Source organism: Pseudomonas aegrilactucae, from assembly GCF_019168305.1.
Classification (GTDB): domain Bacteria; phylum Pseudomonadota; class Gammaproteobacteria; order Pseudomonadales; family Pseudomonadaceae; genus Aquipseudomonas; species Aquipseudomonas aegrilactucae.
Map to the genome: position 1 here is coordinate 21,396 of NZ_JAHTBI010000015.1, position 13,169 is coordinate 34,564.

General features: G+C 66.7%; 10 protein-coding genes. 1 reads left to right on the forward strand and 9 read right to left on the reverse strand.

The annotated features are described in order from the left end of the window. Window positions 1-12: 12 nt before the first annotated feature. The 4 genes from KUO17_RS05755 to KUO17_RS05770 are packed head-to-tail and all read right to left on the reverse strand — an operon-like array spanning window position 13 to window position 4,239. Window positions 13-1,125, reverse strand: a complete 1,113-nt coding sequence (locus tag KUO17_RS05755; RefSeq protein WP_217974212.1) for an acetoin dehydrogenase dihydrolipoyllysine-residue acetyltransferase subunit — start codon at window positions 1,123-1,125, stop codon at window positions 13-15. Next, complete coding sequence (locus KUO17_RS05760) at window positions 1,122-2,141, reverse strand: alpha-ketoacid dehydrogenase subunit beta (protein ID WP_217974213.1); 1,020 nt, start codon at window positions 2,139-2,141, stop codon at window positions 1,122-1,124. The genes KUO17_RS05755 and KUO17_RS05760 overlap by 4 nt, the downstream gene beginning before the upstream one ends. Window positions 2,142-2,180: 39 nt before the next feature. Beyond that, complete coding sequence (locus KUO17_RS05765) at window positions 2,181-3,158, reverse strand: thiamine pyrophosphate-dependent dehydrogenase E1 component subunit alpha (RefSeq protein ID WP_217974214.1); 978 nt, start codon at window positions 3,156-3,158, stop codon at window positions 2,181-2,183. 22 nt (window positions 3,159-3,180) lie between these two features. Beyond that, window positions 3,181-4,239, reverse strand: coding sequence for an ATP-NAD kinase family protein (locus KUO17_RS05770; RefSeq protein WP_217974215.1), 1,059 nt, complete (start codon window positions 4,237-4,239; stop codon window positions 3,181-3,183). A 268-nt stretch (window positions 4,240-4,507) separates the two neighbouring features. Here KUO17_RS05770 and KUO17_RS05775 point away from each other — a divergent pair, with 268 nt between their 5' ends. Next, window positions 4,508-6,370, forward strand: coding sequence for a sigma-54-dependent Fis family transcriptional regulator (locus tag KUO17_RS05775; protein ID WP_217974216.1), 1,863 nt, complete (start codon window positions 4,508-4,510; stop codon window positions 6,368-6,370). A gap of 172 nt (window positions 6,371-6,542) precedes the next feature. Here KUO17_RS05775 and accC read toward each other — a convergent pair whose 3' ends face one another. From accC to KUO17_RS05800, 5 genes are all read right to left on the reverse strand, one after another. After that, a complete protein-coding gene (accC, locus tag KUO17_RS05780) occupies window positions 6,543-7,898 on the reverse strand; it encodes an acetyl-CoA carboxylase biotin carboxylase subunit (RefSeq protein ID WP_163973046.1) in 1,356 nt (451 codons plus the stop codon). Window positions 7,899-7,915: 17 nt separating this feature from the next. After that, the gene (accB, locus tag KUO17_RS05785) at window positions 7,916-8,374 is read right to left on the reverse strand and encodes an acetyl-CoA carboxylase biotin carboxyl carrier protein (protein WP_217974217.1); all 459 of its coding nucleotides are present in this window, start codon (window positions 8,372-8,374) and stop codon (window positions 7,916-7,918) included. Between the two features lie 90 nt (window positions 8,375-8,464). Beyond that, window positions 8,465-8,917 carry a type II 3-dehydroquinate dehydratase gene (gene aroQ / locus KUO17_RS05790; RefSeq protein ID WP_116552323.1) on the reverse strand — a complete coding sequence of 151 codons (453 nt, stop codon included), beginning with the start codon at window positions 8,915-8,917 and terminating at the stop codon, window positions 8,465-8,467. 171 nt (window positions 8,918-9,088) lie between these two features. After that, complete coding sequence (locus tag KUO17_RS05795; RefSeq protein WP_217974219.1) at window positions 9,089-10,852, reverse strand: protein-disulfide reductase DsbD; 1,764 nt, start codon at window positions 10,850-10,852, stop codon at window positions 9,089-9,091. A 160-nt stretch (window positions 10,853-11,012) separates the two neighbouring features. Continuing rightward, window positions 11,013-12,974, reverse strand: a complete 1,962-nt coding sequence (locus KUO17_RS05800; RefSeq protein WP_217974221.1) for a methyl-accepting chemotaxis protein — start codon at window positions 12,972-12,974, stop codon at window positions 11,013-11,015. Window positions 12,975-13,169 lie beyond the last annotated feature (195 nt).

Below are 13,169 nucleotides of genomic sequence, written 5' to 3' on the forward strand. Positions count from 1 at the left end.
GCGCGGCGGTTGTCAGTGCGCGCGCAGGAATGCCAGCAGGCGTGCGTTGACCTGTTCGGCAGCCTCCAGCTGCACCATGTGGCCCTGGCCCGGAAAAATCTCGACCTCGGCTGGCAGGCCGTCGACATGGGTGGCCGGGATGATCGCGTCGTCACTGCCCCACAGCACCAGCGTCGGTTGCTGCGCCACCACCGGGCGCAGGTCGTGGCGCTGCACGTCGCCGTTGGCGAGGGCGGCGGCCTGTTGGTGCAGGGCACTCTCGACGCCTTCGAGGCGCTTGAACTTGAGCATGTCTTCGAGCATCTGCCGGGTCACCAGGCCGGGGTCGGAGAACAGTTGGCTCATCTGCGGCTTGAGGGCGTTGCGGTTGGCGGCGGCGACGATGCCTTGCAGGTAACCGCCATTGATCTCGCGCCCCAGCCCGGCGCTGGCGATCAGGCACAGCGACTGCACCCGGGTCGGCGCCAGACGCGCCAGGTTCAGCACCACGGCGCCGCCCATGGAGTGTCCGGCCAGGTGCACGCGGCCCAGGTCCAGGTGGTCGAGCAGGGCCAGTACGCTGTGGCTCAGTTCATCCACGTCACCGCCTTGCAGTTGCTTGTCCGACTCGCCATGCCCCGGCAGGTCTAGGGCAATCACCCGGCGCTCGGCCGCCAGCGCCGGGTGATTGAACATCCAGTTGTTCAGGTCGCCGCAGAAGCCGTGCACCAGCACCAGTGGCGTGCCGCCCTCGCCAAGGTCGAAGTAGCGCACGCGGCGCCCGTCCAGTTCGAGCTTGTGCGGTGCCGGGCCGCTGTCTTGCTCGGCACCGTCGCCGGGCACGAATTCGGCCTGGAAGCGCTGCACCACGGCGTCGATCTCGTCGTCGCTGGCCTCGCCCTCGACCACCACCGCCAGCAGCGCGCCGACGGCCAGGGTTTCATCGGGCTGGGCGATCTGGCGGCGCAGCACGCCGCTGAACGGCGCCTCGACGCTGCTGGAAATCTTGTCGGTCTCCACGTCGAGCACTTCGTCGCCCTTGCTGATGTGCTCGCCTTCCTGCTTGAGCCAGGTGTCGATGCGCCCTTCGGTCATCGACAGGCCCCACTTGGGCATGGTCAGGGTATGAATCTGGCTCTGGCTCATGCCGCGTCCCTCCCTTTCATCACCGTGTGCACGGCAGCCTCGATCTTCGCGGCGGTGGGAATGTAAAGGTCTTCCAGCGCATCGGAGAACGGCACCGGGGTGTGCGGCGCGGTGACCATTTCGATCGGGCCCTTGAGCGCGGCAAAGGCTTTTTGCGCCACCAGTGCACTGATGTCGGTGGCCATCGAGCAGCGCGGGTTGGCTTCGTCGATCACCACCAGGCGGCCGGTTTTTTCCACGCTTTCGAGAATGCTGTCTTCGTCCATCGGGCTGGTGGTGCGCAGGTCGATCACCTCGCAGTCGATACCCTGGCGCGCCAGGTTGGCGGCTGCTTCCATCGCCAGGTGGACCATGCGCCCGTAGGTCACCAGGGTGATGTCATCGCCGTCGCGCAGGAAGTTCGCCTCGCCGAACGGCACGCTGTACACCTCTTCCGGTACCTCGCCCTGCATGCTGTAGAGCAGCTTGTGCTCGCAGAAGATCACCGGGTCGTTGTCGCGGATGGCCTGGATCAACAGGCCTTTGGCGTCATACGGCGACGACGGGCACACCACTTTCAGGCCGGGGATGTGGGTCCACAGCGAGGTGAGCATCTGCGAGTGCTGGGCGGCGGCGCGCAGGCCGGCGCCGACCATGGTGCGCATCACCAGCGGGGTGACCGCCTTGCCGCCGAACATGTAGCGAAACTTGGCGGCCTGGTTGAGGATCTGGTCCAGGCAGCAGCCGGCAAAGTCGACGAACATCAGTTCGCACACCGGGCGCAGGCCCTGGGTGGCGGCGCCGACAGCTGCGCCGACATAGCCGATTTCCGACAGCGGGGCGTCCAGTACACGGCCGGGGAACTGGCCGTAGAGGCCCTTGGTGACGCCGAGCACGCCGCCCCAGGCGTCGCTTTCGCCCGGCGCACCGGCACCGCCGGCGACGTCTTCGCCAATGATGAACACCGTGGGGTCGCGGCGCATTTCCTGGGCCAGGGCTTCGTTGATGGCCTGCTGGTAGCTGATTTTTCTCGCCATGATGATTCTCCGATTGTTCTTGTTGTAAGGGCAGCGGGCTCAGGGGTACGAGACGTACACGTCGCTGAGCAGGTCGGCGGGCTGGGGTTTGGGGTCGGACTTGGCGCGGCGCACCGAGTCTTCGATCAGGTCGGCGACCTGAGCGTCCACCTGGTCCAGTTGCGCCTTGCTGAGCAGCCCGCCGCGGGTGGTGCGTTGGCGGAACTGCATCAGGCAGTCGCGGGTTTCGCGCAGGTTCTTCACCTCGTCCGGCGCGCGGTAGGTTTGCGCGTCGCCCTCGAAGTGGCCGTAATAGCGGGTCAGCTTGACCTCCACCAGCGACGGCCCCTGGCCGCTGCGGGCGCGTTCGATGGCAGCGCCGGCGGCCTCGTGCACGGCAAAGAAGTCGTAGCCGTCGATGGTCACCCCGGGCATGCCGAAGCCGGCGGCGCGGTCGGCAATGTGGTCGCACGCCACCGACCAGTTGGACGCGGTGGCCTCGGCGTAACCGTTGTTCTCGGCGACGAAGATGCACGGCAGGTTCATGATCGCGGCCAGGTTCATGGCTTCGAACACCGCGCCCTCGTTGGAGCCGCCGTCACCGAAGAACACCACCGCCACGTCGTCGGTGCCCTTGAGCTTGGCGGCCAGCGCGGCCCCGGCCACCAGCGGCGCGCCGGCACCGACGATGCCGTTGGCGCCGAGCATGCCTTTCTCCAGGTCGGCGATGTGCATCGAGCCGCCCTTGCCGCCGCACACGCCGGTTTTCTTGCCGTAGATCTCGGCCATCATGCCGTGCACGTCCACGCCCTTGGCGATGCAGTGGCCGTGGCCGCGGTGGTTGGAGGCAATGCAGTCGCTGTCGCGCAGGTGCGCCATGACCCCGGCGGCCGACGCCTCTTCGCCGGCATACAGGTGCACGAAGCCGGGGATCTCGCCGGTGGCGAACTCCACGTGCAGGCGTTCTTCGAAGGCGCGGATGGTACGCATGACCTGATAGGCATGCAGGAGTTGCTGGGTGCTCAGGTGAGTGGACATCTTGTTGTTCTCCGGGGTTGTCTCAGCACGGATGGTTCGCAGGGTGTTGCGGATGTTCGCGGCCCACGGCCAGCAGGCGATGGCGTGCGGCGTAGGCCAGCACCGCCTCCACGTCTATGCTCAGCGGGCCGTGGGCGTCGAGGGTGACGGTGGGACGGTCGTGTTCGCAGAACTCGATTTCACGTTCGCCATCCAGCGCCAGGGTGCCGCTGGCCAGGCTCAGGGAATACGCGACGCCGGGCGTCAGCGGGCCGGCGGCGGTGATGCCGCAGCCTTGCAGCAGGCCGGGTGCCAGCGGCGCCAGCAGTGCCTGTTCGGCCTGGCTGTTGAGGCGTACCCAGGCGCCTTCGGGCGCCTGGCGCGACACCGGGCACCACAGCCCGCACAGGGCCGAGAGGCCGATGGCATGCGGTTCGGCAAAGCTGGCGAACACTTCGGCGAGGTCTTCGGCGCGGCTCAGGGCGCGGGCGCCGATGAAGCGTTGCGGCGATACCGCCACTTCCACCAGCGCCCATTCGCACAGTTCGCGGGCCGGGTCGCGCACCAGCAGACGTTTGTTGCGGCGCAGGCCGACCTGGGGCGGGATGCGCCCGACGGCGAACAGGCCGCCGGCCAGCCCGGCGCTGGTGGCTTCGCGCAGTTCGGGGAAGGCATTGTTGGTACCGGTGGACAGGGTCAGCAGCGGGATATCACCGACCTCGGCGGCCACCGCCTTGTGGGTGCCGTCGCCGCCGAGCACGGCGATCAGCGCGACACCCTCGGCGGCCATCTGGCGCGCCGCCAGGCGGGTGTCCTCCACGGTCTGGCGCAGCGGCATGTAGAGGATGCTCAGGTGCGGCCAGCGCTGGCTGGCGGCGTGCGGGCCGTGGCTGGCCTTGAGCACGGCGGCGGCGATGCCGGTCATGTCCGGCGGCAGCAGCACCTGGCGGATGCCGGTGGCGGCGAAGGCGGCCAGCAGGCGTTGCACGGCCGAGGCCTTGTCGGTGCTGGAGTACAGGCCGGCGCTGGCGGTGAGCCTGCGCAGGTCGCGGCCCGAGGCCGGGTTGACGATGATGCCCACGGTGGGGGCGGGATGGCTCATGGCGCACCTCTGGTTCTTGTGTGCCAGGGCTTGAGCAAGGGTGGTGCCAGGTAGACTTGAATGCCCGACGCAGAGCCATTGCACAGGCCTTTCGAGCAGGGTTTGCGGGGCCGCGACAAGACGCTGCGTTGCAGCGCAGCCAGCTCCCACGCGAGACGCCGAGACGCTGCGTCTCAGCGCGGCGAATGCCCAGGTGGTGCTTGTCGGGGCCTGGCAATCGGCGCTTAATGGGCCGCATAACGACAAGAACACGAGAACCGGAGGCCCCATGCTTGCCGCGAACTCCAGAGCCCACGTCGACTGTGTCAGTCGTGTGCTGAAAAACGCCGATCGCCAGCCCCAGGCGCCGGTGCCGCCGTTGATCCTCGATTCCTGGCGCCGCTCGATGGAGCAGCACCGCCTCGACCCTTCCTCGCAGCAAGGGCCGCGCATCCTTTCGCAAACCCTGCTCAACGAGTGCCGCGAACGCGCCGAGCTGTTCATGCGTATCGCCAGCGAGGCGGTGGCCCGCCTGCACCAGGGGGTACGCGGCGCCGACTACTGCGTAATGCTCACCGATGCCCTGGGCCGCACCATCGACTACCGCGTCGACGCCACACTGCGCAACGACTGCCGCAAGGCCGGCCTGTACCTGGGCACCTGCTGGTCGGAAGGCGAGGAGGGCACTTGCGGGGTGGCAGCGGTGCTGACCAGCAAGGTGCCGGTCACGGTGCACAAGCGCGATCACTTTCGCGCTGCGTTCATCGGGCTGACCTGTTCGGCGGCGCCGGTGTTCGACCCGCAGGGCGAGTTGCTGGGGGTGGTCGACGTGTCGGCGCTGCAATCGCCGGACGATCGGCGCAGCCAGCACCTGATCCGCCAGTTGGTGGTGCAGACCGCGCGCGAGATCGAGAACGCCTTTTTCATGCACAACGCCCAGGCCCATTGGGTGCTGCGGGCGCACAGCGCGCCGGGGTACGTGGACAGCCAGCCGGACTATCTGCTGGCGTGGGACGCCGACGGGCGCTTGCAGGCGCTCAACAGTCTGGCGCGTTCAGCGTTGTTGTCGCGTTACGGCGAGCTGCCGGCGCACATCGGCCAGTTGTTCAACCTGGACCAGTTGCGTGCGGTCACCGATGAGTCGGCGCAACGCCTCAGTTGGAGCGGCGATGGTGATGCACTGCATGTGCGTGTCAGCTCGCCGCAACGCCCGGCACGGGTGGCGGCGCCGGGTGCAGTGGACAGCCGCATTGAAGAGAGCCTGCGCCTGGCGGTGCGGGTCAAGGATTGCAACCTGGCCGTGCTGGTGATGGGCGAGACCGGGGCGGGCAAAGAGGTGTTCGCACGCCAGTTGCATGAGCGCAGCGCGCGGGCGGCCAAGCCGTTTGTGGCGCTCAATTGCGCGGCGATTCCGGAGAGCCTGATCGAGAGCGAGCTGTTCGGCTATGTCGCCGGGGCGTTCACCGGGGCTTCCAGCAAGGGCATGCGCGGGCTGTTGCAGCAGGCCGATGGCGGCACGCTGTTCCTCGACGAGATCGGCGACATGCCGCTGGCCTTGCAGACCCGCTTGCTGCGGGTGCTGGCCGAGGGCGAGGTGGCGCCGTTGGGTGCGGCCAGGCGCGAGCGCGTGGATATCCAGGTGATCTGTGCGACGCACCGCGACCTGGCGGCGCGGGTGGCGGACGGGCGCTTTCGCGAAGACCTGTACTTTCGCCTAGCCAATGCACGCTTCGAGCTGCCGCCGCTGCGTGAGCGCAGTGACCGGCTGGCGTTGATCAACCGCTTGCTGGTGGAGGAGGCGGCGGCTTGCAGGGTGAAGGTGGGCTTGAGTGCAGCGGCGCTGGAGTGTCTGCTGGTGTACCGCTGGCCGGGCAACCTGCGTCAGTTGCGCCAGGTGCTGCGCTATGCCTGCGCGGTGTGCGCGGGCGGCACGTTGCAACTGCAGGACTTGCCGCAAGATGTGCGCGGGGCGCAGGTACAGGGTGAAGTGCAGGCCAGTGTGAGCCCGCAGCGCCAGGTGCTGCTGGAGGCGTTGATGCGCCATCGCTGGAAGCCGGGGGAGGCGGCCAAGGCGCTGGGGATTTCGCGGGCAACGCTGTATCGGCGGGTGCATTTGCACGGGATCGAGATGCCGCGCATGGGCAGTAGATAGGCGGTGGCGCTTTCGCTGGCAAGCCAGCTCCCACAGGTATATCACCGCTCTGGAGGGCGCTGAACTGCCTGTGGGAGCTGGCTTGCCAGGGAAGGCCGCACCGCCATAGCAATGTGCACACAAAAAAAGACCCCGGCACAGGGCCGGGGTCTTTTTCACATCACACCTGCACTCACTCGTCGTTGGCGAGCTTATGTTCCAGGTAGTGAATGTTCACGCCACCCTTGCAGAAACCTTCATCACGCACCAGGTCGCGGTGCAGCGGGATGTTGGTCTTGATGCCGTCGACGACGATCTCGTCCAGCGCATTGCGCATGCGCGCCATGGCTTCGTCACGGTCCTTGCCGTACGTGATCAGCTTGCCGATCAGCGAGTCGTAGTTCGGCGGTACCGCATAGCCACTGTACAGGTGCGAGTCGACGCGAACGCCGTTGCCGCCTGGGGCGTGGAAATGCTTGACGGTACCCGGGCTTGGAATGAACTTCTTCGGGTCTTCGGCGTTGATCCGGCACTCCAGCGAGTGACCGCGAATCACCACGTCATCCTGGGTGAACGACAGCTTGTTGCCAGCGGCGATGCTGAGCATCTCCTTGACGATGTCGATACCGGTGACCATTTCCGAAACCGGGTGCTCCACCTGAACACGGGTGTTCATTTCGATGAAGTAGAACGCGCCGTTCTCGTACAGGAACTCGAAGGTGCCGGCACCCCGGTAGCCGATGTCGATGCACGCCTTGACGCAGCGGGCGAAGACTTCCTGGCGGGCTTTCTCGTCGATGCCCGGGGCCGGCGCTTCTTCGAGAACCTTCTGGTGACGACGCTGCAGCGAGCAGTCGCGATCACCCAGGTGCACCGCGTTGCCCTGGCCGTCGGACAGTACCTGGACTTCCACGTGACGCGGGTTGGTCAGGAACTTTTCCAGGTACACCATCGGGTTGCCGAAGGCGGCACCGGCTTCGCTGCGGGTCAGCTTGGCGAAGTCGATCAGGTCTTCTTCCTTGTGCACCACGCGCATGCCGCGACCACCACCGCCACCGGCGGCCTTGATGATCACCGGGTAGCCGACTTCACGGCCGATGCGCAGGGCTTCTTCCTCGTCTTCGGGCAGTGGGCCGTCGGAACCTGGAACGGTCGGTACGCCGGCCTTGATCATTGCGTCCTTGGCCGACACCTTGTCGCCCATCAGGCGGATGGTGTCGGCTTTGGGACCGATGAAGGCGAAGCCGGAGTTCTCGACCTGCTCGGCGAAATCGGCGTTTTCCGCGAGGAAACCGTAGCCTGGGTGAATGGCGGTAGCGCCGGTCACTTCAGCGGCCGCGATGATCGCCGGGATGTGCAGGTAGGAGTGGGTGGCCGAAGCCGGGCCGATACAGACCGATTCGTCGGCCAGGCCCAGGTGCATCAGCTCGCGGTCGGCCGTGGAGTGCACGGCGACGGTCTTGATGCCCATCTCTTTGCAGGCGCGCAGGATCCGCAGGGCAATTTCCCCACGGTTGGCGATCAGGACTTTTTCCAACTTGGCTGGCATCGTTGGCTCTCCGCGGTTCAAACGATGGTGAACAGCGGCTGGTCGAACTCAACCGGCTGGCCGTCTTCTACCAGAATGGACTCGATCACACCGCTGGTTTCAGCTTCGATGTGGTTCATCATTTTCATGGCTTCGACGATGCACAGGGTGTCGCCTTTCTTCACGGTCTGGCCGACTTCAACGAAGGATGGCGAGGTCGGCGAGGCTTTGCGGTAGAAGGTACCGACCATTGGCGAGCGTGCCACGGTGCCGTTGAGCTTGGGCGCGGCTGGCGCTTCGGCGGCAGCCGGTGCAGCGGCGGCGGCAGGGGCGGCGACCGGTGCGGCAGCCATCGGGGCTGGCGCGTAGTACTGCTGCGCTGGGGTCTTGCTGTGGCGGCTGATACGGACGGACTCTTCGCCTTCCTTGATCTCCAGCTCGTCGATGCCAGACTCTTCCAGCAGTTCGATCAGTTTCTTGACTTTACGGATATCCATTAATCATCAACTCCCAAGGGTCGGTCAGGGGCGTATAAACGTGAATTTAAACGTTCGTACATGGCCCGGCCTGCGGCCAGGCTTCAGTTATCAGGGTTTTGCGTGAGCTGCCAGCTGTTCCAGGGCGGACTCCAGGGCCAGTCGATAGCCGCTGGCGCCGAGGCCACAGATCACCCCTACGGCGACATCTGAAAAGTAGGAGTGGTGACGAAAAGGCTCGCGCTTGTGCACGTTGGACAGATGCACTTCGATGAATGGGATGCTCACCGCCAGCAATGCGTCACGTAATGCGACGCTTGTGTGCGTGAAAGCCGCCGGATTGATCAGGATGAAGTCCACGCCCTCGTTGCGTGCGGCGTGGATACGGTCGATCAACTCGTACTCGGCATTGCTTTGCAGGTACTGCAGATGGTGGCCGGCGGCGCGTGCGCGCTGCTCCAGGTCCTGATTGATCTGGGCCAGGGTCACGGCGCCATAGACGCCCGGCTCCCGGGTACCCAGCAGGTTCAGGTTGGGGCCATGCAGCACCAGTAGCGTTGCCATCTGCGGTTCCTTTTATTGTCGGGCATGAACGTAGCGCGGCGACTATGCCGCAAACTGCCGAGCACTGTCCAGTTGCCTGCAATAGCCAGCACGATGACCGAGATTCACGCAAAATATATGACTATTTTATTAATCTCGGTCATCGGCGGCGCTTTTTCGGCGCCTCAGCAGTTATAGACCCACTTCGGCGCGGATGCGCGCCAGATGTTCGGCGAACTGCGCGGGTTTTACCTCGCCTATCAGCCTTCTGTCGGTTTTTTCACTGCCGTTCGCGGCAAACAACAGGAACGCGGGCGGGCCGAACAGCTGGTAGCGGTCGAGCAGGGCACGTTGTTCGGCGCTGCTGTCGGTGATGTCGAAGCGCAGCAGGCGATAGCCCTGCAATTGCGCCTGGACCGCCGGGTCGCCGAGCACTTCATGCTCCATCACCTTGCAACTGATGCACCAGTCGGCGTACCAGTCCAGCAGCACGGGCTGGCCAGCGGCCTTGGCCTCGGCCAGGGCGCTGTCGAGGGCGGCGGGCGTGTTCACCGTCTGCCAGGCGCTGGCCGGCTGGGCAACGCTGGCTGCAGCGGCGCCGGGCAAGGGGCGTCGCGGGTCGGTCTGGCCGCTGAAGGCGCCGTACCAGCAGGCCAGCGCGTATGTCAGCAGCAACAGGCCGAGCAGTTGCGCCAGGCGTTGGCGGGGAGGCTTGGCGACGAACTCCAGCGCGCCGAGGAACAGCGCCACACCGGCACTGAGCAGGCCGATCAGCAGCAGGGTCAACTGGCCGGGCATCACGCGGCTGAGCAGGCCGATGGCCAGGGCCAGCAGCAGTACGCCGATGGCGTTCTTTACCGTGACCAGCCAGGGCCCGCTCCTGGGCAGCCAGGCGGCGCCGCCGGTGGCGACCAGCAGCAGTGGCGCGCCCATGCCCAGGCCCAGGGCGAACAGCTTGAGCGCGCCGCCCAGCGCATCGCCACTGGCACTTATATACAGCAGCGCCCCGGCCAGCGGCGCGGAGACGCAGGGCGACACCAGCAGGCTGGAAACCACCCCCAGCACCGCCGCGCCCAGCAGCGAGCCGCCCTTGGTCTGGTGGGCGACGCGGTCCAGGCGGCGGCTGATGAACTGCGGCAGCTTCATTTCGAACAGGCCGAACATGGCCAGGGCGAACACCACGAAGAACGCCGCGAAGGGCACCAGCACCCAGGCCGATTGCAGTCGCGCCTGCAGATTGAGCTGCGCGCCGAACAGGCCCATCAGCGCGCCGAGCAGGGCGAAGCAGGCGGCCATCGGCAGCACATAGGCCAGCGACAGGGCCAGGCCACGCCCGCCGCCGACCTGGCCGCGCAGCACCACGCCGGAGAGGATCGGCAGCATCGGCAGCACGCAGGGGGTGAAGGTCAGGCCGACACCGGCGAGGAAGAACAGCAGCATCTGCTGCCAGCTCCAGGCCGTGGCCGGGGCTGCGCCAGTGGGCGCCGCGGCGCTGCCGTCGATGCTCAGGCGTTCGGTTTCGGGCGGGTAGCACAGGCCCTTGTCGGCGCAGCCCTGGTAGCTCACCACCAGCGTGAACGGGCGCTGGTCGGCGGTGCGCGGCAGGTCGATGTCGAGAATGCCGTGGTAGACCTCGACGTCGCCGAAGTACTCGTCGTGCTTGGCTTCGCCGGCGGGCAGTTGCGGTGTGCCCAGGGCGATGTCGGCGGGCTCGGTGCGGAACTGGAAGCGGTGGCGGTAGAGGTAATAGCCTTCGGTGGTGACGAAGCGCAGCTTGATCGCCTGGGCGTCGCCCTGGATCAGGTTGAGCTTGAAGGCTTCGCGCACCGGCAGGAAGTCGGCGCTGTTGTTCAGACCGGGGGCGCCGAGGGTGGCGCTGGGGCGGCTGTCGAACAGGCCGGCACCGACGGCGGGCAGGGCCAGGGCCAGGAGCAGGAGGCAAAGCAGGCGACGCATGAGCGGTCTCGCTGGGGTGGACGTGCGGGCATGATAACGGAGTATGGCGTGGCCCGTACTGGCCCCTTCGCTGGCAAGCCAGCTCCCACAGGGGTTGCGCTGCTTTCAAGGCTTGCGCTGTCCCTGTGGGAGCTGGCTTGCCAGCGAAGGGGCACTTGGATCAGACGCGGAACGCCTGCACGGCGGTGTTCAGCTCGCCGCCCAGGCGCAGCAACTGTTCTCCCTGCTCGCGCCCCTCGCCAATGCGCTCCAGGTTGTCTGCGCCCAGTGCATGAATGCGTTCGCTGTGGTCACGTATCTCGCTCACCGCGCCACTTTGTTGCGCCGTCACATCGGCAATCCGCTCTGCGGTCTGCGCGATGGTCTGGATCGCCGTGACGATTTCGTCCAGCGCGCCATCGGCCGATTGCGCCTGCGCCGCCGTGGCCTCGGCATGCTCCAGCTGCGCCCGCATGCCCTCTACCGACTCGTGCGCTGCGGCCTGCAAGCGACCGATCAGGGTCTGGATCTCGCCGGTCGCCCCGGTGGTGCGCTGGGCCAGCGAGCGCACCTCTTCGGCCACCACCGCAAAACCCCGGCCCATCTCGCCGGCCCGTGCGGCTTCGATCGCCGCATTCAGCGCCAGCAGGTTGGTCTGCTCGGCAATCGAGCGAATCACCGTCAGCACGCCGCCGATGGTCGCCGATTCCTGGGCCAGGCCTTCGATCATCTGCGCATTGCCCTGCACCTCGTCCACCAGGGTACGCAAACCGGTCAGGCTCTGGCCGATCACCGCCTGGCCCTGTTCGACTGCCAGCCCCGCCTGGCGGCTGGCGTCGGCGGCCTGGCTGGCGTCACCCGCCACCTGCACGATGGTGGCCTCCAGCTCGCCCAGCGCGTCGCGTATCTGTGCGGTGTCGCCCGCCTGGCGTTCGGCGCCGTCGTGCAACGCACTGCTCATGCCGGCCAGCGCGTGGCTGCTGCCGGCGACCTGCTGGGCATTGCTGCGCAGGGTGCCCACCAGGTCTACCAGGTAGGCGCGCAGGCGGTTGAGCGAGTCCTGGATGTCGTGCATTTCGCGGTTGCTGCGGCCCAGCGTGATGGCCTGGCTGAAGTCGCCGCCGGCCCAGTGCGAAAGCGCCGGCGCCAGGTTGCTCAGCACCCGCGCCAGGCGCCGCTGCAAGGTGTCTATGAGCAGGGCGATGAGCAGAATCAGGCCGATCATCAGCCCCTGGATGACCCGCACCTCGCCCTGGATCTGCCCGTGCTGTGCGCGTACGCCCGGCTCCAGGTCGGCGATGGCCTGCTGCACGGCGGCCATGTGCGCCTGGGTGGTGGCCGCCAGCTGCGCACGGCGCTGGATCTGTTCACGGGTGCGCTGCAGCTCTGCCGGGTAGCGCCCCAGCAGGCTGCCCAGTTCCCGCTTGAGGGCGATGCCGACGTCTTCGGCATTGGCCGTGCTTTCGTTTTGCAGGCCCATCATGGCGGCAAAGTCGTCGGCGTTGGACTCTACCGCCGCGGTCACGCCCAGCAGTGGCAGCGTGTCGAGGGCCGCGGCCTGGGCCTTGATCAGCTGCAGTTCGCGGTCGACCTCGTCGGCCAGCTCGCTGCGCCCGCTGCTGACCAGTTTGTCGCGTGCCAGCGACAGGCGCCCCAGGTGCAGGCTGGCCTCGAGCAGCGCCGTCAGGTAGCGGCCGGCCTCGGCCTGGCCGCTGTCGTGGGCATAGCGCGCCAGTTGTTCCAGGTTGGCCCCCAGCTCACGTTCGGCCTGCAACAGCAAGGCTTGTGGGTCGCCGGCCAGCTTGCCGGCAGCCAGCAGTTCGTTGCCGGTGAAGGTTTGCAGGGTGTCCAGGCTGGGGCGCACTTGTGTGGCCAGTGCATCCGGCAGGCGGGCCAGTTCCTGTTGCAGGTCGTGGGTGCTTTGCAGGGCGGTGGCGTGGCGCAGCGCATCGCCGCTGTTGAGGTAGTCCTGGATGTTGCGCGCCACCTGGTTCTGGAACTGCTGGGACAGCCCCAGGTAGCGTTCCATCAACAGGTAGGGCTGCTGCAGGGCGCGCTGCGACCACCACAGGGTCGCCCCCAGCGCCACGCACACGGTTACCAGTAAAAGGGTGTTCAGATTGGTCAGCAACTTCAGGCGCATGAGCGGGCTCTGGCAACGGCTGGATGGCAAGTGCCTGAAGTTATTGCGTTTTTATGACGTGGTTATGACGAGCGAGGGCGATTTGAGGAGAAAAGTGGCCATCTAATGGCCCCTTCGCTGGCAAGCCAGCTCCCACAGGGTTCGGCGGCGTTCACAGAATCCTGTGGGAGCTGGCTTGCCAGCGAAGGGGCCGGG

Excerpts from the sequence above, each read along its gene's own strand:
- KUO17_RS05760 (WP_217974213.1), bottom strand. The coding sequence starts at position 2,141 with ATGGCGAGAAAAATCAGCTACCAGCAGGCCATCAACGAAGCCCTGGCC.
- aroQ (WP_116552323.1), bottom strand. The coding sequence starts at position 8,917 with ATGGCAACGCTACTGGTGCTGCATGGCCCCAACCTGAACCTGCTGGGT.
- accC (WP_163973046.1), bottom strand. The coding sequence starts at position 7,898 with ATGCCAGCCAAGTTGGAAAAAGTCCTGATCGCCAACCGTGGGGAAATT.
- KUO17_RS05765 (WP_217974214.1), bottom strand. The coding sequence starts at position 3,158 with ATGTCCACTCACCTGAGCACCCAGCAACTCCTGCATGCCTATCAGGTC.
- KUO17_RS05795 (WP_217974219.1), bottom strand. The coding sequence starts at position 10,852 with ATGCGTCGCCTGCTTTGCCTCCTGCTCCTGGCCCTGGCCCTGCCCGCC.
- KUO17_RS05770 (WP_217974215.1), bottom strand. The coding sequence starts at position 4,239 with ATGAGCCATCCCGCCCCCACCGTGGGCATCATCGTCAACCCGGCCTCG.
- KUO17_RS05775 (WP_217974216.1), top strand. The coding sequence starts at position 4,508 with ATGCTTGCCGCGAACTCCAGAGCCCACGTCGACTGTGTCAGTCGTGTG.
- KUO17_RS05755 (WP_217974212.1), bottom strand. The coding sequence starts at position 1,125 with ATGAGCCAGAGCCAGATTCATACCCTGACCATGCCCAAGTGGGGCCTG.
- KUO17_RS05800 (WP_217974221.1), bottom strand. The coding sequence starts at position 12,974 with ATGCGCCTGAAGTTGCTGACCAATCTGAACACCCTTTTACTGGTAACC.
- accB (WP_217974217.1), bottom strand. The coding sequence starts at position 8,374 with ATGGATATCCGTAAAGTCAAGAAACTGATCGAACTGCTGGAAGAGTCT.